22 protein-coding genes are annotated in these 23034 nt (G+C 63.3%); 9 read left to right on the top strand and 13 right to left on the bottom strand.

Annotated elements, in window-relative coordinates; all coding sequences use genetic code 11:
• Positions 1-265 precede the first annotated feature (265 nt).
• From CQ13_RS20090 to CQ13_RS20080, 3 genes are all read left to right on the top strand, one after another.
• The gene (locus CQ13_RS20090; protein ID WP_057844572.1) at positions 266-1459 is read left to right on the top strand and encodes a CaiB/BaiF CoA transferase family protein; all 1194 of its coding nucleotides are present in this window, start codon (positions 266-268) and stop codon (positions 1457-1459) included.
• 176 nt (positions 1460-1635) lie between these two features.
• Positions 1636-2112 (top strand): type II 3-dehydroquinate dehydratase, encoded by a 477-nt coding sequence (gene aroQ / locus CQ13_RS20085; protein WP_057844571.1) that lies wholly within the window; start codon positions 1636-1638, stop codon positions 2110-2112.
• Positions 2113-2124: 12 nt separating this feature from the next.
• Positions 2125-2784, top strand: a complete 660-nt coding sequence (locus CQ13_RS20080; protein WP_057844570.1) for a hypothetical protein — start codon at positions 2125-2127, stop codon at positions 2782-2784.
• 730 nt (positions 2785-3514) lie between these two features.
• Here the strand turns inward: CQ13_RS20080 and CQ13_RS20075 are convergent.
• From CQ13_RS20075 to CQ13_RS20060, 4 genes are read right to left on the bottom strand one after another with little or no spacing between them, the layout of a single operon-like run.
• Positions 3515-5026 (bottom strand): tripartite tricarboxylate transporter permease, encoded by a 1512-nt coding sequence (locus tag CQ13_RS20075; RefSeq protein WP_057844569.1) that lies wholly within the window; start codon positions 5024-5026, stop codon positions 3515-3517.
• Positions 5027-5062: 36 nt separating this feature from the next.
• Positions 5063-5605 carry a tripartite tricarboxylate transporter TctB family protein gene (locus CQ13_RS20070; protein ID WP_057844568.1) on the bottom strand — a complete coding sequence of 181 codons (543 nt, stop codon included), beginning with the start codon at positions 5603-5605 and terminating at the stop codon, positions 5063-5065.
• Positions 5606-5665: 60 nt separating this feature from the next.
• A complete protein-coding gene (gene mtnA / locus CQ13_RS20065; protein WP_057844567.1) occupies positions 5666-6769 on the bottom strand; it encodes an S-methyl-5-thioribose-1-phosphate isomerase in 1104 nt (367 codons plus the stop codon).
• Positions 6766-7641 carry an S-methyl-5'-thioadenosine phosphorylase gene (locus CQ13_RS20060; RefSeq protein ID WP_057844566.1) on the bottom strand — a complete coding sequence of 292 codons (876 nt, stop codon included), beginning with the start codon at positions 7639-7641 and terminating at the stop codon, positions 6766-6768. Before CQ13_RS20060 ends, mtnA begins: the two co-directional genes overlap by 4 nt.
• A 91-nt stretch (positions 7642-7732) precedes the next feature.
• On the opposite strand from CQ13_RS20060, the gene CQ13_RS20055 reads away from it, so the two are divergent.
• The gene (locus tag CQ13_RS20055) at positions 7733-8383 is read left to right on the top strand and encodes a class II aldolase/adducin family protein (protein WP_057844565.1); all 651 of its coding nucleotides are present in this window, start codon (positions 7733-7735) and stop codon (positions 8381-8383) included.
• Between the two features lie 98 nt (positions 8384-8481).
• On the opposite strand, the gene CQ13_RS20050 is transcribed toward CQ13_RS20055, so the two are convergent.
• Complete coding sequence (locus CQ13_RS20050; protein ID WP_430649701.1) at positions 8482-9459, bottom strand: Bug family tripartite tricarboxylate transporter substrate binding protein; 978 nt, start codon at positions 9457-9459, stop codon at positions 8482-8484.
• 279 nt (positions 9460-9738) lie between these two features.
• Between CQ13_RS20050 and CQ13_RS44505 the strand changes: the two genes are divergently transcribed.
• Both CQ13_RS44505 and CQ13_RS20040 read left to right on the top strand, forming a co-directional pair.
• Positions 9739-10110, top strand: coding sequence for a hypothetical protein (locus CQ13_RS44505; protein WP_082637550.1), 372 nt, complete (start codon positions 9739-9741; stop codon positions 10108-10110).
• A gap of 47 nt (positions 10111-10157) precedes the next feature.
• Positions 10158-10487: a hypothetical protein gene (locus CQ13_RS20040; protein WP_057844562.1), complete on the top strand. Its 330-nt coding sequence runs from the start codon at positions 10158-10160 to the stop codon at positions 10485-10487.
• Positions 10488-10513: 26 nt separating this feature from the next.
• Here CQ13_RS20040 and CQ13_RS20035 read toward each other — a convergent pair whose 3' ends face one another.
• The 3 genes from CQ13_RS20035 to CQ13_RS20025 form a co-directional block, all read right to left on the bottom strand.
• Positions 10514-11311 carry an enoyl-CoA hydratase/isomerase family protein gene (locus tag CQ13_RS20035; protein ID WP_057844561.1) on the bottom strand — a complete coding sequence of 266 codons (798 nt, stop codon included), beginning with the start codon at positions 11309-11311 and terminating at the stop codon, positions 10514-10516.
• A 36-nt stretch (positions 11312-11347) separates the two neighbouring features.
• Positions 11348-12541 (bottom strand): pyridoxal-phosphate-dependent aminotransferase family protein, encoded by a 1194-nt coding sequence (locus CQ13_RS20030; protein WP_057844560.1) that lies wholly within the window; start codon positions 12539-12541, stop codon positions 11348-11350.
• Between the two features lie 142 nt (positions 12542-12683).
• On the bottom strand, positions 12684-13886 hold the full coding sequence (locus CQ13_RS20025) for a pyridoxal-phosphate-dependent aminotransferase family protein (RefSeq protein ID WP_057844592.1): 1203 nt from the start codon (positions 13884-13886) through the stop codon (positions 12684-12686).
• A 133-nt stretch (positions 13887-14019) separates the two neighbouring features.
• Between CQ13_RS20025 and CQ13_RS20020 the strand changes: the two genes are divergently transcribed.
• The 3 genes from CQ13_RS20020 to CQ13_RS20010 all read left to right on the top strand — a co-directional run bounded on the left by CQ13_RS20020 (position 14020) and on the right by CQ13_RS20010 (position 18265).
• Entirely contained in the window at positions 14020-14769 is a 750-nt protein-coding gene (locus CQ13_RS20020; RefSeq protein WP_057844559.1) for a GntR family transcriptional regulator, read from the top strand.
• Between the two features lie 96 nt (positions 14770-14865).
• Positions 14866-17808, top strand: coding sequence for an FAD-binding and (Fe-S)-binding domain-containing protein (locus tag CQ13_RS20015; RefSeq protein WP_057844558.1), 2943 nt, complete (start codon positions 14866-14868; stop codon positions 17806-17808).
• 28 nt (positions 17809-17836) lie between these two features.
• Positions 17837-18265, top strand: coding sequence for a GlcG/HbpS family heme-binding protein (locus CQ13_RS20010; RefSeq protein ID WP_057844557.1), 429 nt, complete (start codon positions 17837-17839; stop codon positions 18263-18265).
• Here CQ13_RS20010 and CQ13_RS20005 read toward each other — a convergent pair whose 3' ends face one another.
• The 5 genes from CQ13_RS20005 to CQ13_RS19985 all read right to left on the bottom strand — a co-directional run bounded on the left by CQ13_RS20005 (position 18266) and on the right by CQ13_RS19985 (position 23030).
• Positions 18266-19048, bottom strand: coding sequence for an enoyl-CoA hydratase/isomerase family protein (locus tag CQ13_RS20005; RefSeq protein WP_057844556.1), 783 nt, complete (start codon positions 19046-19048; stop codon positions 18266-18268). It abuts the gene before it with no gap.
• Positions 19049-19119: 71 nt separating this feature from the next.
• Entirely contained in the window at positions 19120-21228 is a 2109-nt protein-coding gene (locus CQ13_RS20000; protein ID WP_057844555.1) for a molybdopterin oxidoreductase family protein, read from the bottom strand.
• Positions 21229-21312: 84 nt separating this feature from the next.
• The gene (locus CQ13_RS46470; protein ID WP_283807513.1) at positions 21313-21522 is read right to left on the bottom strand and encodes an SDR family oxidoreductase; all 210 of its coding nucleotides are present in this window, start codon (positions 21520-21522) and stop codon (positions 21313-21315) included.
• The gene (locus tag CQ13_RS19990; protein ID WP_057844553.1) at positions 21519-22064 is read right to left on the bottom strand and encodes an SDR family NAD(P)-dependent oxidoreductase; all 546 of its coding nucleotides are present in this window, start codon (positions 22062-22064) and stop codon (positions 21519-21521) included. Before CQ13_RS19990 ends, CQ13_RS46470 begins: the two co-directional genes overlap by 4 nt.
• 6 nt (positions 22065-22070) lie before the next feature.
• Positions 22071-23030 (bottom strand): MmgE/PrpD family protein, encoded by a 960-nt coding sequence (locus CQ13_RS19985; RefSeq protein WP_197427374.1) that lies wholly within the window; start codon positions 23028-23030, stop codon positions 22071-22073.
• Positions 23031-23034: the final 4 nt, after the last annotated feature.

The raw sequence follows: 23034 nt of genomic DNA, 5'->3' as shown, positions 1-23034 counted from the left end.
GTTTACCGGCGGGCTTTGTCGTGCACGCCTGCTTTACGGTGCATTACGGCGAAAAGCAGAATCTCAGGCACCCATCCGTAGTCTTGCGGGGTCGGATTCCGGCTCCGCGCTAGCCGTCCCGCCGATCCAATAAAGGAACCTTGCTGCTCCCAACGATTGGCCTCCGCCGGGCGCCGAACAAGCAGTTGGAAATCGGCACCAGATTTGTTTAAGTCGGATCGGGCTGCTCCCTCCCAACGCGAAATCCAAAAAGCAAGGTTTCTCAATGCCTTTCCCACGCGCTTCGCAGGCCCTTTCCCGCTTCACCGTGCTCGATCTGACCCGCGTCCGGTCCGGGCCGACCTGCGTGCGGCAGTTGGCGGACTGGGGCGCCAACGTCATCAAGATCGACGCGCTCCTGGAAGATGGCGGCGGCGAGCAGCCGGGCGGCCCGCGCCATGGCTCGGATTTTCAGAATCTGCACCGCAACAAGCGGGCCATGACGCTGAACCTGAAGGACCCGAAGGGCCTCGAAGTGTTCAAGCGTCTCGCCGCCAAGGCCGACGTGGTGGTCGAAAATTTCCGCCCCGACGTGAAGGCAAAGCTCGGCATCGATTATGAGAGCCTGCGCCAGGTCAACCCACGCCTGGTCTATGGCAGCATATCCGGCTTCGGCCAGGACGGCCCCTACCACAAGCGGCCGGGCTTCGATCAGATCGCGCAAGGCATGGGCGGGCTGATGTCGGTCACCGGCGCGCCGGGCCAGGGCCCGATGCGGGTCGGCATCCCCGTCGCCGACCTCACCGCCGGGCTGTTCTGTGCCCTCGGTATCCTCACGGCGCTGCTGGAGCGCGATGTTTCCGGCGAGGGTCAGTGGGTGCAGACCTCGCTGTTGCAGGCCCAGATCTTCATGCTGGATTTCCAGGCCTCGCGTTGGCTGATGGAGAAGGAAGTCGCCAAGCAGGCCGGCAACAACCATCCGACCTCGATCCCGACCGGCGTCTTCAAGACCTCCGACGGCTATATCAACATCGCGACCACAGGCGGGCGGATCTGGGAACGCTGCGCGCAGGCGATCGGCGCCCCGGAACTGATCACCAATCCCGATTACGCCACTGCGCCCGCGCGCTCCAAGAACCGCGACGCGCTGAACGAAGCGATCGGCAAGCTCACCGAAAAGAAGTCGACGGAAGCCTGGGTCAAGGAATTGAACGAAGCCGGCGTGCCCTGCGGCCCGATCTATTCGATCGACCAGATGTTCGAGGACGCACAGGTCAAGCACCTCGGCATCGCGCAACACGTGCCGAACGACGAGAACCGCCACATCCAGCTCGTCAGCCAGCCGGTGACGCTGTCGCGCACGCCAAGCAGGATGGCCGCGCGCCCGCCGGAATTCGGCGAGCAGACGGAAGAGGTGTTGGCGGAGTTCGGTTTTGCCAGGGACGAGATCGCCGAATTGCGCCAGCGCAAGGTGGTTTGATTCCTGGATTCGCAGGGCGAACTAGCGAAGCGTAATCCTCCGAACTTGCCGTGAATGGCAGACTACGCTGACGCTAATCCGCCCTGCAGCTTCGGCATCACGCTTTAGCGTTCGGCGGCTGACATGTTGCCGCGATCGGCTACACTGCCCTTTCATTATCCCGTGAAAGGCATTCCATGCGCATCATGATCCTCAATGGCCCGAACCTGAACATGCTCGGCATCCGCGAGCCGCATATCTACGGCTCGACCACGCTCGATGCCATCAAGGCCTCCTGCGAGGAGTTCGCCGCCTTCACGGGCGCGGAGCTCGCGTTTCACCAGTCCAACCACGAGGGCGAGCTGGTCGATCTGATCCAGTCCGCGCGAAACTCAGCCGACGCCCTCATCATCAATCCCGCCGCCTACTCCTTCACCTCGATTGCGATGTTTGACGCAATGAAGATCTTCGAGGGTCCGATCTACGAGGTGCACATCTCCAACATTCATGCCCGCGACGAGCTGCATCGTCATTCCAAGCTTTCGGCAGCCGTGAAAGGCGTGATCGCGGGCCTCGGCCCCTATGGCTACATCATCGCGATGCAGGCTGCACTGCAGGGGGCCGGCCAACTGCCCGCGGCCCTTCCGGCCGCCATGCGCATCGGACCAGAGTAAGGGAAGCCCGACATGCAGGGATCCGGCTATCTCGCGATCTGGAGCGATCTTGCACCACAGGACGAAACCGACTGGGCGCACTGGATCACCCGCGAACACGCCGCCGAGCGCGTGGGCATCAACGGTTTTCTGGCCTGCCGCATCTTCCGCGCACTGGGTGCGTCGGTGAACCGCTACTTCATTGTCTACGAACTCAAGGACGAGCGCGTCGTCGGCGGGCCGGACTATCTGGCGCGGCTGAACGCGCCGACGCCATGGTCGCAGCGCATCATGCCCCGGCTCGGCAATTTCGCGCGCGGCGGCGGCCGTGTCGCGGCGTCTGCAGGCACCGGCCAGGGCGGCATCGTCGCGCCGCTGCGCCTCGACACCGCGCCATCCTGGGATGCCGCCACGCTTGTCGCCGAGCTCGCTCGCCTCGACCGCATCATCGCCGCGCGGCTCCTGCTCACCGACATCGCGCAGACCTCGATCAAGACCCGTGAGAAAGGCATGCGAAGCAATGACGGCTCCTTCGTCGCCCTGCTGCTGATCGAGGGACTGGACGAGGCCGCCGTTCGCGACGCCCTTCATCACCTTCGCAAGACGCTTCCGGCCGAGGATCACGGTGCAATCGACAGCCTGCCGCTCTACCGGCTGGCGTTCAGCCTGCCGAAGCGGCTCCTGCCGGGTTGAAGAAGATGACGCAACAAGCTGACAAACCGCAGACTGATTTGCCGCACGCGCAAGCGCAATTTCATGCAGCGGTCTGCGACAAGACAACGCGACGGGGCAAATCAATTCGGATTTTCCGAAATCATGTCAAGCCTGTGATTAAAAAATATTTCGCTTAACGCAAGAGGCAAATCAGTCGCATAACTCTGCCCGTCTCACCCATTGAGGGGCGCTCGCGATCGTCACGAACGTGCGGTGAGATGCGATGGACGCGGACGGCGCAAGACGTAGGTGCCTGAAGCGTACGGCGAAGTCGTGTGGTCCTGATGTCGCGGTGCTGGCATTAAGTTGCGTGGGTCTTCTCGCGCAGCGACGGCGGCAAAAGAGCCGTTCGCCGGGGAGAGCTCGAAGTAAGCCGTAAAGCCATTGCGCAGGGAAGGCCGGGATGCTCCCGCTGTACCTGTATGCTCGTGTGCGCGTTCTTATGCGCAAATTGCACACGAGACCGCGGGTGCGGCGTGCACCCGGTCTTCCCTGCGCCCTCTATCCAAGCGCGCGGGAAGTTTTCAGCAAAGCTCGGACGCTGTGCGCCGCGAGATCGATAATGTATGTCCAGCCGTCATTGCGAGCGAAGCGACGCAATCCACTTCTCCACTTGCGGCACTATGTATTGCTTCGCGGAGCCTGTCATCCGGCGGCGCTTCGCGCCGACCGGGCGGCTCGCAATGACGGCGAAACGTCTGCAGACCCATCACGCCTTCGCCGGCCGCACCATGCGCGTGACACTGCCGACCGCCTTGTCGATAACGGGCCAGAACAGCAGCACGATCGCCAGCGTCGTGATCGAGCCGACCAGACCGTTCGACCAGAACACCTTCAAATCGCCGCCGGCGCCGATCATCGACAGGCGAAACGCATCCTCGGCGCGGTTGCCGAGCACCAGCGCCAGCGTGAACGGCGCGAGCGGGATGCCGATCTTCTTGAAGACGTAGCCGACGACGCCAAAGCCCAGCATCAGCCAGATGTCGAAGATCGCGTTCTGGATCGCGTAGGCACCGATCGCGCAGGACACCACGATCATCGGCGCGATGGCGGCGAACGGCACGCGCAGGACGGATGCGAAGATCGGCACTGTCGTCAACACCAGCACGAGGCCGACGACGTTGCCGAGATACATCGACGCAATCAGCCCCCAGACGAAATCCTTGTGCTCGACGAACAGCAGCGGCCCGGGATTGAGCCCCCACACCATCAAGCCGCCGAGCAGGATCGCCGCGGTGCCGGAGCCCGGGATGCCGAGCGCGAGCATCGGCAGCAGCGCCGCCGTGCCGGAGGCGTGCGCCGCGGTCTCCGGCGCGAACACGCCCTCGATGCGGCCCTTGCCAAAGCTGTCCCGGTCCTTGGAAAAGCGTTTGGCGAGGTTGTAGCCCATGAAGGACGCGGCAATCGCGCCGCCCGGCGTAATACCGAGCCAGCAGCCGATGAAGGACGAGCGGAACAGCGTCACCCAGTATTTCGGCAGGTCCTTCCAGACCGACAGCACCACGCGCAAGGAGATGCCGGCGGCGTGGCCGCGCAGCGCCAGGCGCTCCTCCATCGTGAGCAGGATCTCGCTGATGCCGAACAGGCCGATCACCGCGACCAGGAAGTTGACGCCGCGCAGCAGCTCCGCCGAATCGAAGGTCATGCGCAACTGGCCGGACACGGTGTCCATGCCGATGCCTGCCAGCAAGAGACCGAGCGACATCGAAATGACGGTCTTGTGCTTGGCCTCACGGCCGAGCCCGACAAAGGAGCAGAAGGTGAGCAGATACACCGCGAAAAATTCGGGTGGCCCGAACCTCAGTGCGAACGACGAGATCATCGGCGCCAGGAACGTGATCAGCATCACCGCGACCAGCGAGCCGATGAACGACGAAGTGAAGGCCGCGGTCAGCGCTTCCGCCGCCCTGCCCTGCTGCGCCATCGGGTAACCGTCGAAGGTGGTCGCGACCGACCAGGCTTCGCCTGGAATGTTGAACAGGATCGAGGTGATGGCGCCGCCGAACAGCGCACCCCAGTAGATGCAGGACAGCATCACGATCGCCGAGGTCGGGTCCATCGTGAACGTCAGCGGCAGCAGGATCGCAACCCCGTTCGGACCGCCGAGGCCGGGCAGCACGCCGACGAAAATGCCCAGCACCAGCCCGGTCATCATCAGGAGCAGCGTCTTCCAGGTCAGCAGCACGGCGAAGCCGTGCATCAAGAGGCCCAAAGCTTCCATTTACGGGGCTTCCATGGCGTGTGTCCCACCGACCGGTTAGCGGCCGAGCGCCGCTTCGAGCGGGCCCTTTGGCATGATGACGTCGAAGGCGACGTCGAAGGTCACGAACATCGCAGCGGTGAACACGAAGGCGGTGAGCAGCGACTTCCACAATGCGATCTTGCCGACCAGTCGCATAAAGCAGGAGATCAAAAGGAAGCTCGCGACATAGAGCCCGAGGAATTGTGTGGCGAGGCAGAACAGAACCGTCGGCACGAACACCGCCATCACGCGGCGAAGCTGCGCTTGCGTCACGAAGGATTCGGAGGCTTCCCGGCGCGACAGGAACGCCGCAACCAGGCCGTAGAGGCTGGCGCCACCGAGGATAATCGACAGATAGAACGGAAAATAGCCGGGCTGCGGACCGGTGGATTCCCAGCCGGCACCCGTTCGCCAGTTATCGTACCCGAGTGTCAGCGCAAGCGCGAGAAGCAGAAGGCAGACGACCACGTCGACCACCCGAACGCTCGCCATCTGAGGCGAGTCCGCCTCCGGCGCGGTCGGATCCTCGACGACGATTTCGATGTCGGTATTGGACATGGAGATGGTGACCCCCGATACGACAGTCCTAAACGGGGATACGTGCCGACGTCGCCGGCGTCAATGTCCGGCGCTGCGCTCGGGGAATGCGCTCGCAAGTGCAGCACGATCGGGCCGCAGCAGGCCGCGTTCGGTGATCAAGCCCGTCACCAGCCGCGCCGGCGTGACGTCAAAGCCGTAATTGGCAACCGGCGAGCCGTCCGGAACCACGCGCACGGTCTCGACGCGCCCGTCCGCGGTGCGGCCGGTCATGGTCGCCACCTCCTCGGTGCTGCGCTGCTCGATCGGAATCTGCCTGATGCCGTCGTCGATGCTGAAATCGATGGTGGGCGACGGCAGTGCAACATAGAACGGCACGCCGTTGTCGTGGGCGGCGAGCGCCTTCAGATAGGTGCCGATCTTGTTGCAGACATCGCCACTGGCCGTCACCCGATCGGTGCCGACGATCGCGAGATCGACCATGTGATGCTGCATCAGATGGCCGCCGGTGTTGTCGGCGATCACCGTATGCGGCACGCCGTGGTGCCCGAGTTCCCAGGCAGTCAGCGAAGCGCCCTGATTGCGCGGCCGGGTCTCGTCGACCCAGACATGGACCTTCAGGCCGCTATCATGGGCAAGGTAGATCGGCGCCGTGGCCGTGCCCCAGTCCACCGTCGCGAGCCAGCCGGCATTGCAATGGGTCAGGATGTTGATCGGCTCGCCCGGCTGCTTTGTTGCCGCGATCTGTTCGATCAACGCCAGACCATGCCGGCCGATCCCCTGGTTGATCGCGACGTCCTCATCGGCGATTTCGCCGGCGCGCTGGTAGGCTGCCGCGACGCGTTCCGACGCCGTCAGCGGCCGAAGCAAGCGCGCCATCTCCTCGAGCGCCCATTTCAGGTTGATTGCCGTCGGCCGTGCCGCCAGCAGCATGGCATACGCACGATCGAGCGCCGCATCGGAAGCGTCAGTGCGCATGGCGAGCGCCATGCCGTAAGCCGCAGTCGCGCCGATCAGCGGCGCGCCGCGCACCAGCATGGAGCGGATAGCCTCGGTTGCATCCGCGGCGCTCGCGATACGCGCCACCACGAATTCATGCGGCAATCGCCGCTGGTCGATCGCACCGACCGTCCAGCCGTCGTCCTCAAGCCAGATGCTGCGAAAATGCCGGCCATCGACCTTCATGAGTTCAACACCCTCCCCGCCACCGCATCGAGCTTGGCGAGCAATTCTGCATCGCGCGCTTCCGGCGCCGTGATCAGGGCTGTGTCCAGCGCCTTGTCCGAGCCGATCGGGCACGGCTCATGCTCGCGCGGGAAATCCCGGGCGAGGCGCGCAACCAGCGCCTTGGCCTTGCCGGCATTCGAGTTCAGCACGCGAATAATGTCCTGTACGGTGACCGCCTCATGGTGAGGATGCCAGCAATCATAATCGGTGACCATCGCCACGCTGGCGTAACAGATCTCGGCCTCGCGGGCGAGTTTTGCCTCGGGCATGTTGGTCATGCCAATCACCGAATGACCCTGCGCCTTGAAAATCTGGCTCTCCGCGAGGCTGGAGAACTGCGGCCCTTCCATGCAGACATAGGTACCGCCCCGCACCGCCGCGATCCCCTCAGCCTCGGCCGCTGCCGCCAGATGCACGTGCAGCCGCGGCGACACCGGATGGGCCATCGAGACATGGGCGACGCAACCCTTGCCGAAGAACGAGCATTCACGGCGGTAGGTGCGGTCGACGAACTGATCGACCAGCACAAACGTGCCGGGCGGCAGTTCCTCCTTGAAGGAGCCGCAGGCCGACAGCGAAACCAGGTCGGTAACGCCTGCCCGTTTCAGCACGTCGATATTGGCGCGGTAGTTGATGTCGGAGGGCGCGAGCACATGTCCCTTGCCATGGCGCGGCAGGAACGCGACCGGCAGCCCGGCGATGATGCCGCGCATCAGCGGCGCGGACGGCTCGCCCCACGGGCTGTTGATGGTTTCCTCGCGGACATCCTCCAGCCCCGGCAGGTCGTAGATGCCCGATCCGCCGATGATGCCAAGCACGGCACGCGTCATGACTTCTCCCACTTACGATTACACGGAAGATGTTCGACTATACTGCGCCGCAATAATCAAGCATTGTCGCACGGTTGCAAGAGGCCTCAAAATGCCGACCAGGAACGACCGGGAAAAACGTCAATCCATCATAGATGCCTGCCAGCGCATGAATGCGCTCGGCATCAACCAGGGGACGTCGGGCAATATCAGCCTGCGCCATGGCGACGGCATGCTGATCACCCCGACCAGCACGCCCTACGAGGCGATGAAGCCCGAGCAGATCGTCTATATGCACCTCGATGGTAACCACGATCCCGCCCAGCGCCCTTCGAGCGAGTGGCGGTTTCACCGCGACATCCTCAAGGCCCGTCCCGAGGTGCAGGCGATCGTCCACGCCCATCCGCCCTACTCGACCATGCTGGCGATCATGGGCATGGAGATTCCGTCGGTGCACTACATGGTGGCCGTCGCCGGTGGCGACACCATCCGCTGCGCGCCATATGCGACCTTCGGCACCCAGGAGCTCTCCGAACACGCCGTCCGCGCGCTGGAGGGACGGCTGGCCTGCCTGCTCGAACATCACGGCATGATCGCGATCGGGCCGTCGCTGTCGAAGGCGATGTGGCTTGCGGTCGAGGTCGAAACGCTGGCGCGGCAGTATCACGGCTGCCTGCAGATCGGCACGCCGCCATTGCTGTCAAGTGCGGAAATCGAAAAAGTCCGCCTCCGCATGGCCGGCTACGGCCACGCGGAGGAGTAACGGTTGCCATAGCGTTTCGAGCGAAGCATGCCCTCGGACCTGATCCGGGGGTGGACACCGGTTCGCGTGAAGAAAACGCGTCAAAACGATCAAGCGCGCTACTTCGCGACGAAGCCCGCTTCCTTCATCAGCGAGGCATTCAGCTTGTCGTCCTCTTCGAGGAATTTCAGCATGTCCTTGCCGGTGAGGAAGATCGGCTTGAGCGCCTGCTTCTCCATGTAGTCCTTGTATTCCGGCGTCTGCGTCACCTTCTGGAAAAGGTCGACATAGAACGCCTGCTGCTCCGGCGTCACCTTGCCGGGCAGGAACATCGCGCGCAGCATCAGGTACTGCACGTCGAGCCCTTCCTCCTTGCAGGTCGGGACGTCGTTCCAGGATTGCGTCCCCGTGACCTTGGTTTTGTAGGAAATGCGCTCCTTGTCGAACACGCACAGCGCGCGGACCTGACCGGCGCGCCAGACTTCGAGGTTTTCAGACGGGTTATTGACATTGGCTTCGGTGTGCTTGCCAACGAGCTGCGTCGCCGCCTCGCCGCCGGACTTGTAGGGCAGATAGGAGAACTTCGCGCCGGTCTTCTGCTCCATGAAAACCGTCAATACATGGTCCTCGCGCTTGGAGCCGGTGCCGCCCATCTTGAACGGCGAGCTCGCCGCCTTGGCGGCCGCGATGAAATCCTTCACCGTCTTGGGGCCGTCGGCATTGTCCCACAGTACGAACTGGTCGAGCGCGACCACCGACACCGGCGTCAGGTCACGCCAGTTGAACGGGATCTTGGCCGACAGCGGCAGCATGTAGATCAGGGAATAGGCGACCAGCACCTTGTTGGGATCGCCGTCGCTGGATTTCATGTACATCAGCGCCTCGGCGCCGGACGCCCCGCCCTTGAGCGACACAACCATTGGCTGCTTCATCAGGTTGTTCTTTTGGATCGCCGCCTGCATCATACGCGCCATCTGGTCGGAGGCACCGCCGGCGCCGGCTGCGACCACGATTTCCACCGGCTTGGTTGGCTCCCAAGCGGCGAACGCAGGGGTGGTTGCGATCAGGGCCGTCAAGACGGCCGCGGCTTTGAGGATCTGTCCCACGGGTTTCTTCCCTATGTATTTTGCAAGACCTGGAAAATCAGATCTGTCTGGTTGCCACATCTTGCGAGCGAACCGATCAGAGTTCAAGCTGCACCGCAATGCGCCGCCCATGACTTTCGCATCATGACTTTCGCATCAGGTGCAAATCCTTCCAGCAGGAGCGCCGCGGCTACTACGAACAGCCGAATTCAATCTCGCCGCTTTTCCGTTGTGCGGCGGCGAGTGAGCCCATTTAATGCACGCTACAGAAACATCGGGAGGAGAGACTGAATGAGAAGGATTTTGATGACCGCCCTCATGGGTGCGGCGCTGACCCTCGCGGGGTGCGGACGGGATCCAGGACCGAAAGGGGATACCGGCCCACAGGGACCGGCCGGGCCGCAGGGCGTACAGGGCTTGCAAGGCGTGCCCGGCCCTCAAGGGCAACAGGGTCCCCAAGGGCCACAGGGACCGCAGGGTGTGCCCGGTCCGAAAGGCGATCCCGGACCGGCTGGCACTTCCATCAGGTCGGTTCAGGCCAGCGGCGAGGTCGGCTGCGATGCAAATGAAAACCTGGTGTCGGTGTTCTGTCCGTCCGGCGGTGCTCCCGATGGCGCCAAGTGCGGCACCGGTCCGGCCGTCGGTCTTTGCCTCAAGAAGTAGCCGCCCGGTTGCGCTGCGATCCGACGAATAATGGTCGGCGAAAAAACATGAAAGCGTTCGCGATTGGTTTTCTCCTGGCTTGTCTTGCCACCACCGCGGACGCCGGCTCCTCAATAATTGGTGCGGGCTCTCAAACCTGCACGGCTTGGACCAACCGCAAGAAGAATGCGGTCGTCAAAGGAAGCTTTGAATCCTGGCTGGTTGGATTTATCAGCGGCCTGAACATCAGCGGCGAGCGGGACATGGTGGGTGGCGGCGACTTCGATGCGATCATCGCGTGGATGGATCAACGTTGCCTCACCACGCCCTCAGACAGAATAGGTATCGCGGCGCTCGACCTCAGTATGGAATTGGCCAAAAAGGCCGCCAAGCCATAGTGAGCGGTTCTGAACGCTTGGGTACCCTATTTGCCCTTCCAGTTCGGCGAGCGCTTGTTGAGGAACGCGTCCATTCCCTCGCGGAAGTCTTCGCTCATATAGGCGCGCAGGATCAGGTCCTCGCCCTCGTCACGCGTCAATGTCCGCCGGATGCGGCGCACTGCTTCCTTGGTCACTTCGAGCGTGATTGGCGCATGGCTCGCAACGAGTTTCGCAGTCTCGTCGGCGCGGCGCTGCAACGTTGCGACATCGGGCACCACCTCATTGAGCAGCCCGAGCGCCAGCGCTTCCGGCGCCTCGACCAGCCGCGCCTTGAAGATCAGGTCCTTTGTGCGCGCCGGACCGACCAGCGAAACGAGCCTGGAGATATTGGACATCGACAGGCAATTGCCGAGGGTACGCGCGATCGGAAAACCCATCCGCGTTGTTTCGGTACCGATGCGGATGTCGCAGCACGCCGCAATCCCAGCCCCGCCGCCAGTGCAGGCGCCGGCAATCGCCGCGATCGTCGGCACCCGGCAGGCTTCCAGCGCACCAAGCACGCGGTCGATCCGCGCCTCATAGTCAAGCGCGTCCTGTGCGGTCTTGAAGGCGCGGAACTGCGAAATGTCGGTGCCCGATGCGAACGCCTTGTCGCCGGCGCCGGTCAAGATCATCGCCTTGATCGAGCGATCATTGTTGATGGTCTCGCAGATCGCCGCCATCTGCTCGTACATGGCAAAGGTCAGCGCGTTGCGCGCCTGCGGACGGTTGAACGTCAGCCGGGCGATGCCGTCCTCGACGGAATAGATCAGGTCTTCGGTCGAAGCTACCGGAGCGTTCATCGCAGCTCTCTCTATTTTTGTTTCGGTCAAACAGGCTCAGGCGACGGCGGCCATCTCCACGACATCGCGTCCCTTGAGCACTTCCATCGCCGCCAACACGCCACCGCCGCGATGCGGCACCTTGGCGAGATCGAGACCCATCTCGACACCCGACAGCGTGCCCATCAGCATCAGGTCGTTGAAGTGTCCGATATGGCCGATCCGGAACACCTTGCCCTTGATCTTGTTCAGGCCGGTGCCGAGCGACATGTCGAAGTTTTCCAGCACGACCTTGCGGAAGTTGTCGGCGTCATGGCCTTCCGGCATGACGACGCCGGTCAGCGCGGGCGAATGTGCGCCCTGCTCCTGACATTGCGTTTCCAGCCCCCATACCTTGATGGCCGCGCGCGTAGCGGCACTGTGGCGCTTGTGGCGGGCGAAGACGTTCTCGAGGCCCTCCTCTTCGAGCATCTTGACCGCTTCGCGCAGCCCGAACAGCAGGTTCGTTGCCGGCGTGTAGGGCCAGGTGCCCGCCTTGTTGATCGCGATGACTTCCTGCCAGTCCCAATAAGAGCGCATCGCGGGATTGGCCTTCGCCACCGCTAGCGCCTTTTCCGAGATGGCGTTGAAGCCGAGACCCGGCGGCAGCATCAGGCCCTTTTGCGATCCGGCGACCGACACGTCGATGCCCCAGCCGTCGTGCTCATATTCCAGCGAGCCCAGGCCAGAGATGGTGTCGACCATCAGCAGCGCGGGATGGTTGACGCGGTCGAGAATCTTGCGGACGTCCTGCGGATGGGTGACGCAGCCGGTCGAGGTCTCGTTGTGGACCACGCACACGGCCTTGATCTTGTGCGCCTTGTCGGCCGACAGCCGCGCCTCGATCTGCTCAAGGTCGGCGCCACGTCGCCAGTCACCAGGAATGAAGTCCACCTCAAGCTTGAACTTGTCGGCAATGCCGTGCCACAGCACGGCAAACTGCCCGGTCTCCGCCATAAGCACCTTGTCGCCCGGCTGCAGCGTATTGACGAGTGCCGCCTCCCATGCGCCCGTGCCGGACGACGGATAGATGATTACCGGCTGCTTGGTGCGAAACACCCGCTGCATGGCCGCCAGCACGGCATGACCAACCTCGGCGAACTCGGGACCCCGGTGGTCCATGGTCGGCATGTCCATGGCGCGCAGCACCCGGTCCGGCACGTTGGTCGGTCCCGGAATCTGCAGAAAATGCCTTCCAGTATGCACAGTCATGGGCGTCCTTCCCGGTCTAGCCTAGGCGTTTCGAGGCGCTCGAATAACACCATTTGGCGGGCTTGTCGCCCGCCGGACACAGCACGTCAATGCATAAGGAGCCGGGCTGGAGCAGCGCCCCAGGGCAGGCGGCAGCCGCCAGCTAGCTGCCGACGACCTTGAGATGCGCCGGGGAATTGCCTTGCGGGCGCTGCTCCAGATATTTCATCGCGGCATCGACGCCGCCAGCCCGGTACGGAATGCCGGCGACCGACAATCCCATCTCCACGCCCGTCAGCGCAGCGAGCAAGGTCAGTTCGTTGCATTCGCCGAGATGACCGATGCGGAATACCTTGCCTGCCACCTTTGACAGTCCGGAGCCGAGCGACATGTTGAAGTTGTCGAGCACCACCTTGCGGAACTGGTCCGCGTCATGCCCCGGCGGCATCAGCACGGCGGTGAGCACCGGGGAAAAGTCCTTTGGCTCCTGGCAAAGCACCTCCAGTCCCCAGTGATTGACGGCGGCACGCGTAGCAGCGGCAAGCCGCTGATGGCGCGCGAACACCTTGTCGAGCCCCTCCTCAAGTAGCATCGCGATCGCCTCGCGCAGGCCGTAGAGCAGGTTGGTCGCCGGGGTATAGGGAAAGAAGCCATTCGCATTCGGCTTCAGCATTTCCTCCCAATCCCAATACGACCGCGGCATTTTGCTGGTCTTGGCTGCAGCGCGGGCTTTGTCCGAGATTGCGTTGAAGCCCAAACCGGGCGGCAACATGAACCCTTTCTGCGAGCAGCTTACGCTGACGTCGACCTTCCATTCGTCGTGCCGGTACTCGACCGATCCCAGCGAAGAGATGGTGTCAACCATCAGCAAGGCCGGATGACCGACCCGGTCCATCGCGGCGCGGATTTCGCCGATCCGGCTGGTCGCACCGGTCGACGTTTCGTTGTGGACGACCATCACGGCCTTGAGCGCATGCGATGTGTCGCGCGCCAGCCGTTCCTCGATGACCGCAGGGTCTGCGCCACGGCGCCAGTCGCCGGGCAAGAAGTCGACGTCAATTCCCCAGCGTCCCGCCATCTGGCGCCACAGGGTCGCGAAATGGCCGGTCTCCACCATCAGAACCTTGTCGCCAGGCGACAGGGTGTTGACGATGGCGGCTTCCCAGGCCCCTGTCCCCGACGACGGGAAGATCACCACCGGGCCCGAAGTCTGGAAAATCTTCTGGCTGCCGTCGAGCACGGCCCGCCCGAGTTCGGCGAACTGGGCGCTGCGGTGGTCGATCACGGGCATGTCCATCGCGCGAAGAACGCGGTCCGGAACCGGACTCGGCCCCGGAATCTGAAGAAAGTGCCGTCCTTGCTGCATGAAAACCTCCCACCAGGTCCACTTCTTGGTAATGCCAGCCTCATTTTGCATTCATTTTTTATATTTTCAATGCTAATTTGGAATTCGATTTAGAGCGTCGACGCCGTAAATTTCGCAAACTACTGTTATGCAAATGAAATCCACGATTCCCGAAGCTGGGGCGCCGATCGCCCAATCCGCGTCCGGCAACGGCATAGACCGGCAGGAAGCGTCACTGCACGGGGAAACTTTGCTGCGCCTTCGCGACTATGTGGTTGAAGGCAACATCCCGGAAGGCGCGCGGGTTCCGGAACGGCAGCTCTGCCAAATGCTCGGCATTTCAAGAACGCCGCTGCGCGAGGCGCTGAAAGTTCTGGCCGCAGAGGGCCTGATCGAACTCCTGCCCAACCGCGGCGCGCGGATACGCCAGCTTAGCCAGCGCGACCTGGAGGAGCTTTTCGACGTGATGGCCGGTCTGGAAAGCCTGGCCGGGCGCCTTGCCTGCGAAGCCATCACCGACGAGGAAATCGTGGAAATCGAGCGGCTGCACTACAAAATGTACGGCCACTACCTGCACCGCGACATGCAGGGCTATTTTCAGATCAACCAGCGCATCCACGAGAGCATCGTCACCGCCGCGCGCAACGAGACCCTGCGCACGGCCTACGCCAACTTCGCCGGCCGGATTCGCCGTGTCCGCTACTCCGCTAACTTTGCCCGCAAGCGGCAGCGCTGGGCAGAGGCCATGCGCGAGCACGAAGCGATCCTGGATGCGCTGCGGCGCCGCGCCGGAAGCGAGTTGAGCGACATCCTGTTCCAGCATTTGCGTAACAAGCGGACCGCCGCTATCGAGCACTTGGCTGAAGCACGGGACGCCACCGCAGCCACGGCTGCGGAGGGTTAACCTTGCCGATTATGAATTCATAAGCTAGTTCATTCGATGAAAAAGTGCATAACCGTGTCGAAGGGGTAACCCCTCTTGGATCACTTTGGATTTGGGATGAAGAACGCCTCAACGCTTGAGCGACGTTTGCGGTCAAACATGGCGGGCGACGTCCTGTTCGACGCGTTCAACCGCGGCCGCTACGCGACTGACGCCTCCTTCTATCAAATCCTGCCGCTCGGCGTGGTGGTTCCCCGGACTATGGATGAGGCGCTGCGGGCACTTGCCATCGCGAAGGATGAGGGCCGGATCGTCACCCCGCGTGGCGGCGGGACGTCGCAGTGCGGCCAGACGGTCAACGACGGGATCGTTGTCGACTTCTCCAAACACCTGAACCGCATCCTCTCGCTCGATGTGGAGAGCCGTACCTGTGTGGTCGAGCCCGGCATCGTGCTCGATGATCTCAACCGCCAGCTCAAGAAGCACGGGCTGTGGTTTCCGGTCGACGTCTCGACCGCCTCCCGCGCCACCATCGGCGGGATGGCCGGCAACAATTCCTGCGGCGGCCGTTCGCTGCGTTACGGCACCACGCGCGACAACACGCTGTCGATGGATGCGGCGCTGGCCGACGGCACGCTTTTGCATTTCGGCGAGGTGCCGCGGGATCTCGCGCGGGTGAATTCGCCCCAGAGCGGGCTTGCGCTGTTCCGCGACATGCTCGATCTCGGCGAGCGCGAGGCCGCCAAGATATCCGAGCGGTTTCCAAAGGTGCAGCGCCGCGTCGGCGGCTACAATCTCGATGCGCTGGTGCCGAGCAATGCGCCGAACAACATGGCTCATCTGTTGGTCGGCTCCGAGGGCACGCTTGCCTTCACAACGCAGGTCGAGCTCAAGCTGTGGCCTGTGATCGGCAACAAGGTGCTCGGCGTCTGCCATTTCGGCAGCTTCTACGAGGCGATGGATGCAGCCCAGCATCTGGTGAAGCTGCGGCCGATCGCGGTGGAACTGGTCGACCGCACCATGATTGCGCTCGGCCGCGAGATCGCGATGTTCCAGCCGATCATCGCCACGGCGGTGCGCGGCGATCCCGATGCGGTGCTGGTCGTCGAATTCGCCGAGGAAGATCAGGCCGAGAATTTGCATCGCCTGAAACAGCTCGGCGAATTGATGGCCGATCTCGGCTTTGGCTGGGACAGGCCGCAGCGCAAATGGGGCGGCGTGGTCGAGATCACGGAGCCAAGCTTGCAGACTGGCATCGCCGATTTCCGCGCCGCCGGCCTTAACGTGATGATGTCGATGAAGCAGGAGGGCAAGCCTGTCTCCTTCGTCGAGGATTGCGCCGTGCCACTGCCGCACCTCGCCGACTACACCGAGCGGCTCAACGCCATCTTCGCCAAGCACGGCACGCGCGGCACCATGTATGCGCATGCCTCCGAAGGCTGCCTGCATGTGCGGCCCGTCCTCAATTTGAAGCTTGAGAAGGACGTCAAGGCGATGCGCGCCATCGCCGAAGAGACATTCGAGATGGTGCGCGAGTACAAGGGCTCGCACTCCGGCGAGCATGGCGACGGACTGGTTCGCTCCGAATTTCACGAAGCGATGTTCGGCTCGCGCATTGTTGCCGATTTCAGGGAGGTCAAGCAGCGCTTCGACCCGGACAATTTGCTCAATCCCGGCAAGATCGTCGATCCGCCGAAGATGGACGACCGTTCGCTGTTCCGTTATCGGCCGGACTATCGCGTCGCCGAACTAAAGACCGCGCTCGACTGGTCGGCTTATCCCGGCGCCGGCGGCGGCTTTCAGGGCGCAGTCGAGATGTGCAACAACAACGGCGCCTGCCGGAAGCTCGAGGGTGGTGTGATGTGCCCGTCCTATCGCGCGACCCGCAATGAGAAGGACGTCACGCGAGGCCGCGCCAATACGCTGCGGCTGGCGATCTCGGGACAGTTGGGTCCTGACGCGCTGGCTTCGGATGAAATGATGGAGACGCTGAAACTCTGCGTGTCCTGCAAGGCTTGTCGTCATGAATGCCCGACGGGCGTCGACATGGCCAAGATGAAGATCGAGGTGCTGGCTGCACGCGCGGCAAAACATGGTCTTTCGTTGCGCGACCGGCTGGTCGGCTATCTGCCGCGCTACGCGGACCTGGCGTCCCGCTTCGCTTCGATCGCCAACTGCCGCAACAGCAGTCCGCTATTGCGCAAATTGTTCGAGAAATTTGCCGGCATCAGCGCGAAGCGCGCCCTGCCCGCGTTCCGCCGCGACGTATTCAAGCCGGAAGCCGAGGTCTTCGGTCCGGCAGATGGCCGCGAGGTCGTGCTGTTCGCCGACACGTTTAATCGCATCTATGAGCGCGAGAATCTCGATGCCGCCTTGCGTGTGCTGGTTGAGGGCGGATACCGCGTGCACATTCCAGGGCCCACGGAGGGCGACCGCCCGCTGTGCTGCGGGCGAACCTTCCTTTCGGCGGGTCTGGTCGATCAGGCGCGCAGCGAATTGAACCGGCTGGTCGTCACCTATGCGCCATTCGCTGCACGCGGCGTGCCAATCGTCGGACTGGAGCCGAGCTGTCTCCTGACGCTGCGCGACGAATTGCTCTCGCTGCGATCGGACAATGATGCCAAGAGCGTCAGCGCGCACGCATTGCTGTTCGAGGAATTCCTGGTACGCGAGGCCGAAGCCGGCCGCCTCAAGCTGCCGCTTGGCGCCATGCCGACGAAAGCGTTGGTGCATGGGCACTGCCACCAAAAATCATTCGGCGCACTCAAGCCTGTCGAGAAGGTGCTGCGTCTCATTCCCGAGCTCGGTGTCGAAACTATCGAGTCGAGCTGCTGCGGCATGGCTGGCGCCTTCGGCTACGGCGCCGACACCTATCAGGCCTCGATGGGGATGGCTGAACTGTCGCTGCTACCGGCGGTGCGCCGCGCCGATACCGCCACGCTGATCGTTGCCGACGGCACCTCATGCCGCCATCAGATCAAGGATGGCACGAACCGTGCACCGCTTCACGTCTCCCGCGTACTGGCGATGAGCCTCGACAGCGCGCAATCCAACCGTTAATCCCGCCTAATCGCAAAGGAATTCATTTATGGCTGAGCTCACTCTCGACGTCGCCCGCAAGATTCTCGATGCCGCGCTTGCCAAAGGCGTCGAGAAGAAGCTGAAGCCGCTGGTCATCACCATTCTGGACGCCCGCGGCTGCGTGAAGGTCACGGCGGCGCAGGACGGCACCAGCCTGATGCGGGCCGAGATTGCACACGGCAAGGCCTATGGCGCACTTGCGATGGGCATGGGATCGCGGGCGTTGTTCCAGCGCGCGCAAGAACAGGCCTACTTTGTCAGCGCGGTGAACGCGCTGGCGCAAGGTCGCCTGGTGCCAGTGCCGGGCGGCGTGCTGATCCAGGGTGACGGCGGCCTGCTCGGCGCCGTCGGCGTCAGCGGCGACACCTCCGACAATGACGAAATCTGCGCCGTCGCCGGCATCGAGGCTGCCGGACTGAAGGCCAGCGTGGGCTGATTACCGGCCCGGCCAGGACGGCTTGCGCTTCTCACTGAACGCTTTGAGGCCTTCCTTGGCGTCCTCCGTCATCGCCAACAGCGCGATCTGGCTTTCGGTATAGGCGATGCTTTCGTCGAACGACATCGAGGCGATGGCGCGCATCGCATATTTGCCGCGGCGGATCGCCGTCGGCGACTTGTCGACGATGCGGCTGACCAGCCAGTCGACCTTGGCGTCGAGCTCGGCCGCCGGTACCACGTAGTTCAGGAGCCCGGCAGCCTGTGCCGCGCCCGCATCAAACGGCTCACCGGTCAGTGACCACTCGCTGACCAGCCGCTTCGGCGCGATCGACTGCAGCAGGCTCAGCACCTGCATCGGGAACACGCCCACCTTCACCTCGGGCAAACCGAAGATGACGTGATCGGCGGCGACCGCCATGTCGGTCATGCACAACAGCCCCATACCGCCGGCCATGCAGACGCCCCCCACCCGCGCAATCGCCGGCTTGGTGGCGTTTTGCGACAGCCGCAGCAGATCGGCGTAGTCGACATTCGGTCGCGAATAATCCATCGCGAAGGCGGCACCGCTGTTCTGCAGATCGGCGCCGGCGCAAAACGCCTTGTCGCCTGCCCCCGTCAGCACGATGACGCGCACGTCCTTGTCGTCATGCGCGTCGCGATAGCCGCGGGCGATGCCGGCGACCACATCGGCATTGATGGCGTTACGCTTGTCCGGGCGGTTGATGGTGATCCAGAACGCCTGCCCGCGCTTTTCGCAGATTACGCTTTTGTGGTCGGTCATGGTCCCGCTCGCCTTTTCGTCAAATGCTGGCAAGCATTTGCGGCAGGATGACGATGGACTGCAAGAGCGATCTAACTCTTGCGCCCACTGGCTGACGTCGCCTTTTTCACCCAGACCTTGTTGTCATGAAACGCCGCGCCGCCGACCGGCGCGACGGCTTCGGCTCCGGTCAGCATGTTGATGCCGTGACCACCGATATGAGCCTTGTTGGGATGAATGGATTCCGCGACCAGCACGCCACGGCGCAGGCCGTCGAATAGCCGCGCGGTCAACGTCGTTTCGCCGCGCGTGTTGCCAAGCGTGACGGAATCGCCGTCAGCAATCCCGAGTGACACCGCATCCTCGGGATGGATCATGACGGTCGGACTGCCCTCGCGCGCGATCGACGACGGGGTTTCGTTGAAGCTGGTATTGAGGAAGCTGCGCGACGGACTGGTGGCGAGCCGGAACGGATGAGCCTCATCGGCTTCCTCGATGACCGTCCAGTGGTCCGGCAGCGACGGCATCTGCTCCCACGGACCGAGGCCAGGCTTACCGGACGGAGGATTCGCCCAATCGGCCTTGAAGTGGAACTTCTTGTCCTGGTGCGCAAAACCGTCGAGATAATGGGAGGTTCGAAAATCCGGCTGGATATCGCGCCAAATATCCGCCTCCAGCGTCTCGATATCGCCGTGACCGCTCCTCTTCAGCGTCGTGTCGATCAGTTCGCGCGGCGTCATCTCAAATCCGGGATGCACGGCATTGAGGCGGCGGCCGAGGCCCTGCAGCACCTCATGGTTGGAACGGCACTCGCCGGGCGGATCGATCAGCTTCGCGCCCACCGAAATATGCTGGTGGCCGCCGCCGTAATAGAGGTCATCATGTTCCATGAACATTGTGGCTGGAAGCACGATGTCGGCCATGACCGCCGTCTCGGTCATGAACTGCTCATGCACCGCGACGAACAGGTCCTCGCGCGCAAAGCCCCGGCGCACCAGCGCCTGTTCGGGGGCGACCGTCACGGGATTGGTGTTCTGAATCAACATTGCCTTGACGGGACCGCCGCCTTTCAAGGCGTCGGCATCGCCGGTCAGAATGCGTCCGATTTTTGATTGGTCGAGCCAGCGGGTCGTCGGATCGATCGCATCGTGGCCCTCGATGATGGATTCGTTGAACTGCCAGATCGAAGCATTGTTGAAGAATGCGCCGCCGCCTTCGTATTGCCAGGCACCCGTCACCGCCGGGATGCACAGCGCCGCATGCATCTGCGTGGCACCGTTGCGGCTGCGAGTGAAGCCATAGCCGAGGCGGAAGAACGCACGCTTGGTCTGGCCGACAATGCGCGCAAACGCCTCGATCTCCTCGACCGGTACGCCCGAGATGTTCGAAGCCCATTCCGGCGTGCGCGTCGCCAGATGCGCCTCGAGTTCGTCAGGGCAGTCAGTATAACGATCCATATAGGCGCGATCCGCGTACCCTTCGCGGAACAGCACGTGCATGACGCCGCAGGCGAACGCGCCGTCGGTCCCCGGCCGAAGCAATATCTTGATATCGGCCTGCTTCATGGTGTCGTTGTTGTAGACGTCGATCGCCGCGATTTTCGCGCCGCGCTCCTTGCGGGCGCGCGAGGCATGCGTCATCACGTTGACCTGCGTATTCACCGGATTGGTGCCCCAGATCACGACGAGATCGGAGACGCCCATCTCGCGCGGATCGACGCCGGCGATTTTGCCAGTGCCGATGGCGAAACCGACACGCGCGATGTTGGCGCAGATCGTCGAGTAGAAGCGCGAATACTTCTTTACATGCGCCAGGCGATTGATGCCGTCGCGCATGACGAGCCCCATGGTACCGGCATAGTAATAGGGCCAGACCGACTCAGCACCGAATTCACGCTCGGCCTGATCGAACCGCGCCGCGACTTCGTCCAGCGCCTCATCCCAGGAAATCCGCGCAAACTGACCGGAGCCTTTCGGTCCGGTGCGGCGCATCGGGTAGAGCAGCCGGTCGGGATGATGAATGCGCTCGGCGTAGCGCGCCACCTTGGCGCAGACCACGCCCGCCGTATAGGTCTGCTGCTTGGAGCCGCGGACCCGGCCGATCGAGCGCCCGTCGATCACTTCGATATCGAGCGCACAGGCCGACGGGCAATCGTGCGGACAGGTGGAGTGGCGGATATCGATCTTGGCATGCTGGTTCATGCGTTTCTAGGTAACATCAAACACCGCGGTCGCCGAGAGGGTTTGTCCGACAGTACGTCTGCAAAAACGGCCTTTAGCCATGCATCAGGCGCCCAAATAGGCGCCGCCATTGGTATGGATCGCCTGCCCGTTGATGTAGCGCGTGCTAGGCCCGCACAGGAAATGCACGGTTGCGGCGACGTCTTCCGGCACTCCCCGATTGCCACTGATGGCCGGACGGGTCAAGTGATGCGCCGGCTCCGGCTTATCCTTCGGCCGCGGCGTACCGATCAGGCCGGGAACCACGCAGTTCACGGTGATGCCGTCATCAGGACGTCGTGCGCCAGCGCGCGGGTCAAGCCGATGATGCCGGCCTTCGCCGTCACCACATGCGCGCGATTTTTTGCCCCCGTGTGCGCGCTGAGGCCGCCGATATTGACGATGGTCCCCGCGCCGGATTTTCGCACCGCCGGCAGGCAGGCCTTCACGCAGTGAAAAGCGCCATCGAGGGTCACGTCGAGGATTTCGCGCCACGCCGCATAGTCCATCTCGGCGAACGGCTTTTCGCGCCGCAGCGCGGCGTTGTTGATGAGGATATCGATACGGCCGAATTGCTGCACGGCGGCATCCACCATGGCCTGCACTGCGTTAGCATCAGCGACGTCGCCGATATGAACCACCGCGTTACTGCCGGTGGCCTCGATCTCCTGGGCGACTGCCTCCGCTTCGGCGCGGTTGCTGCGCGCGTTCACCACGACGAACGCGCCGCCTTCCGCCACGGTCAGCGCGATCGCGCGGCCGATATTGCGGCCTGCGCCGGTGACAATAGCGACTTTGCCGGCGAGTTCTTTGGTCATGAGCCGCTATCCGCGCAATGAGGAAAGATCGATCTGGCCATCATACAGCCCCGCTATCAGCTTCAACGCCGCGTCGCTTTGCGCGGCGCTCCAGCCGCCATGCTCGGCGTTGAGCAGGAACTTGTCGGTCACGTCCTGCCGCGTCAACGGCTCCTGCGCACCGCCGCGCAGATACGGCTGCCGCTCTTCCACCACGCTGCCGTCGCGGAGCGTGGCGCGGATGTGGCCGGTGTAATTATTCGGATAGGGATTGTCCGGGTCGATCACGAATTTCACCTTGGCGGCGAGCGCCAGCACTTGCGGATCGCGGATCGCGCTTTCGGTGAACGCGGCAAGCCCCACCCCGCCATGCACGAAGCCGGTGGCCAACAGATAAGGCACGGCGAATTTTGCCGCATAGCCGTTGCGCGGATGCTGCTTGTCGGCCAGCGGCTCGCATAGCCGATGCACCGTTCCCTCTGCCACCTCGCAGACGATCTCGGCGACATCCTCCAGTCTTACGCCACGTGCGGCCAATCGGCGCGCGCAATCGATATAGGGCTGCGCCATCGTTCCGCATGGATAGGGCTTGAACGCCAGTGTGTCCGTGACCCAGCGCGTACCGAAATCGCCGGTCAGCGCGCCATAGTCGCCATCGGTGGTGTGTGCGAAGGCATGAAACAAGCCGTGCACACCCTCGAATACGGTGCGCGGCCCGACGAACCCTCCCCGCGCCAACAGCGCCGCTCGGATGCCGGATTGCGCCGCCCATCCAGCGTGCAGCCGCTTGGTCCAGGCGCCTTCGGCGAGGTATTCGATGATGCCGCCGGCCATGCTGCCGGCGATACCGAGCGCATCGACGATCTGCCTGGCGTTGAGGCCAAGCGCTGCACCGACTCCGGCGGCAGCGCCCATCGCGCCGAAGACCGCAGTCGGGTGAAAGCCCGCCTCGTGAACCGCTTGGGTAACACGAGACTCAACCGACACAGCA

Origin of the sequence: Bradyrhizobium retamae (assembly GCF_001440415.1) — a bacterium.
GTDB lineage: Bacteria > Pseudomonadota > Alphaproteobacteria > Rhizobiales > Xanthobacteraceae > Bradyrhizobium > Bradyrhizobium retamae.
This window is presented reverse-complemented; position numbering and strand designations above follow the sequence as displayed.

What these genes read in the sequence shown, in the direction of transcription:
- CQ13_RS20090 (WP_057844572.1), top strand. Translation starts at nt 266, where the DNA reads ATGCCTTTCCCACGCGCTTCGCAGGCCCTTTCCCGCTTCACCGTGCTC.
- aroQ (WP_057844571.1), top strand. Translation starts at nt 1,636, where the DNA reads ATGCGCATCATGATCCTCAATGGCCCGAACCTGAACATGCTCGGCATC.
- CQ13_RS20080 (WP_057844570.1), top strand. Translation starts at nt 2,125, where the DNA reads ATGCAGGGATCCGGCTATCTCGCGATCTGGAGCGATCTTGCACCACAG.
- CQ13_RS20075 (WP_057844569.1), bottom strand. Translation starts at nt 5,026, where the DNA reads ATGGAAGCTTTGGGCCTCTTGATGCACGGCTTCGCCGTGCTGCTGACC.
- CQ13_RS20070 (WP_057844568.1), bottom strand. Translation starts at nt 5,605, where the DNA reads ATGTCCAATACCGACATCGAAATCGTCGTCGAGGATCCGACCGCGCCG.
- mtnA (WP_057844567.1), bottom strand. Translation starts at nt 6,769, where the DNA reads ATGAAGGTCGATGGCCGGCATTTTCGCAGCATCTGGCTTGAGGACGAC.
- CQ13_RS20060 (WP_057844566.1), bottom strand. Translation starts at nt 7,641, where the DNA reads ATGACGCGTGCCGTGCTTGGCATCATCGGCGGATCGGGCATCTACGAC.
- CQ13_RS20055 (WP_057844565.1), top strand. Translation starts at nt 7,733, where the DNA reads ATGCCGACCAGGAACGACCGGGAAAAACGTCAATCCATCATAGATGCC.
- CQ13_RS44505 (WP_082637550.1), top strand. Translation starts at nt 9,739, where the DNA reads ATGAGAAGGATTTTGATGACCGCCCTCATGGGTGCGGCGCTGACCCTC.
- CQ13_RS20040 (WP_057844562.1), top strand. Translation starts at nt 10,158, where the DNA reads ATGAAAGCGTTCGCGATTGGTTTTCTCCTGGCTTGTCTTGCCACCACC.
- CQ13_RS20035 (WP_057844561.1), bottom strand. Translation starts at nt 11,311, where the DNA reads ATGAACGCTCCGGTAGCTTCGACCGAAGACCTGATCTATTCCGTCGAG.
- CQ13_RS20030 (WP_057844560.1), bottom strand. Translation starts at nt 12,541, where the DNA reads ATGACTGTGCATACTGGAAGGCATTTTCTGCAGATTCCGGGACCGACC.
- CQ13_RS20025 (WP_057844592.1), bottom strand. Translation starts at nt 13,886, where the DNA reads ATGCAGCAAGGACGGCACTTTCTTCAGATTCCGGGGCCGAGTCCGGTT.
- CQ13_RS20020 (WP_057844559.1), top strand. Translation starts at nt 14,020, where the DNA reads ATGAAATCCACGATTCCCGAAGCTGGGGCGCCGATCGCCCAATCCGCG.
- CQ13_RS20015 (WP_057844558.1), top strand. Translation starts at nt 14,866, where the DNA reads ATGAAGAACGCCTCAACGCTTGAGCGACGTTTGCGGTCAAACATGGCG.
- CQ13_RS20010 (WP_057844557.1), top strand. Translation starts at nt 17,837, where the DNA reads ATGGCTGAGCTCACTCTCGACGTCGCCCGCAAGATTCTCGATGCCGCG.
- CQ13_RS20005 (WP_057844556.1), bottom strand. Translation starts at nt 19,048, where the DNA reads ATGACCGACCACAAAAGCGTAATCTGCGAAAAGCGCGGGCAGGCGTTC.
- CQ13_RS20000 (WP_057844555.1), bottom strand. Translation starts at nt 21,228, where the DNA reads ATGAACCAGCATGCCAAGATCGATATCCGCCACTCCACCTGTCCGCAC.
- CQ13_RS19990 (WP_057844553.1), bottom strand. Translation starts at nt 22,064, where the DNA reads ATGACCAAAGAACTCGCCGGCAAAGTCGCTATTGTCACCGGCGCAGGC.